We start from the raw sequence: 1595 nt of genomic DNA on the forward strand, positions 1-1595 counted from the left end.
TAATTCTAATTCACACTTGAACGGGCAGGGAATAAAACCTTGTCCGTTTTTATTTTATAGCAAACTGTCATTTTGGATTACTTCGGCTTAGCCTCGTAATGACAATTCTTTTTTGCAATGATAAATTCAACCTGTCATTGCGAGATTTATTTATAAATCGAGACTAAAGTCCGCCTCTGGCGAGCAATCTATATTTTGAAATTGCGCTTTTCTGAATAACAAGGCGGTTTTCTCCGAAGGAGCGCAGAGCGAATCGGACAGTAGTCTTGGGCTTTGCCATCGTTCCTTCTGGACGCCTTGCCGAAAGCACATAGAGTGCGGCGAATGACTAAAATTTTTGTCAATGCAATTAATTTAAATATTTATAAATAATTTCTTAAAATTTAATATTTTTTAATTTTTTGTCAATATTATAATTTATAAATTACTTATTGATAAAAGTAAATTTTTATTTGTCAAAATTATTCTAATTATTTTTATTTCTTTAATAATTAAGAATTAAAAATTTTCATTTGTGAAAATAAATAATTCCTCTTCGGGAGTAAGTATATAAGCCTCTCTATATTTAAAATTTTCGTTTGTGAAAAAATTTGTCCCCATTAAAAATGCAATTGTCGATAACGCGTCCGCTTCTTCGGAGTTTGTATGAACTATCGTAGCGGAAACGGAATTATAAGAAGGAAATCCCGTTCTTGCGTCTATTATATGATGGTAATTCGTTCCGTTTTCCGTAAAATATCTTTCATAATCTCCGCTTGTCACTATAGCGTAATTAGTCGATTTTATTAAAGCCAAATATTTTTCGGAGTTTTCTTCCGAGCTTTCTATAGGATTTCTTATCGCTATTACCCAAGCATCGCCTTTTCGGTTGACTCCGTTCGCATAAGTGTCGCCGCCGTAATCGATTAAATAATTTTCTATATTTTCGTTTTTAAAAATTTCGATTAATTTCGTTATGATATATCCTTTTCCGTAAGCGCCAAAATCGAAAGTCAAATTTTTTCCAAGTTTCAAAAATATTTTATCTTCGTTAGTTATTATATTCAATTTGGAAGAATCTATATTATTTAAAGCTTCGTTAATTTCTTCTTGAGTTGGAACGGTTTGATTTTCTTTTATTCCAAATCCCCAAAGCTCTATCAAACCTCGAACGGTTATATCGAACGAATAATTGAGACGAGAATATTTTAATCCCGTTTCAAATATGCGCGACAATTCTTTTGATATTTCAATTTCTTTTATTCCATCCAAACTTTTTTTATTGATTATCGCGATTTCGCTTTTTTGATTGTAAGGATTTATTATATTGTCAATTCTGTTTATTTCGTTCGTTATTAAACTTATAAGATTATTCATTTTTTTATCGGAAGTTTGCGCGGTTATATTCAAAATCGTATCGCTTATTATAATCGTTTTCCTTATATAGCTTTCTTTATTTATATTTTTACAAATTGAAATAATTATTATAATAGAAATCGCTATAATCGGAATTAATGCGTAAATTTTTTTATTTATATTTTTCATTACAAATTATAAGTTTTTAACCAAATCGTTTATCTTTATAATATCTTTCCACAAATTTTCTACTTTATCTA

2 protein-coding genes are annotated in these 1595 nt (G+C 29.4%); both read right to left on the reverse strand.

From position 1 onward, the window contains the following. Positions 1-163: 163 nt before the first annotated feature. On the reverse strand, positions 164-310 hold the full coding sequence (locus EZH24_RS14265) for a hypothetical protein (protein WP_161976159.1): 147 nt from the start codon (positions 308-310) through the stop codon (positions 164-166). Between the two features lie 188 nt (positions 311-498). After that, a complete protein-coding gene (locus EZH24_RS11525) occupies positions 499-1515 on the reverse strand; it encodes an FAD:protein FMN transferase (RefSeq protein WP_137999236.1) in 1017 nt (338 codons plus the stop codon). Between the last annotated feature and the right edge of the window lie 80 nt (positions 1516-1595).

This window comes from Brachyspira catarrhinii (genome assembly GCF_005518285.1).
GTDB lineage: Bacteria > Spirochaetota > Brachyspiria > Brachyspirales > Brachyspiraceae > Brachyspira > Brachyspira catarrhinii.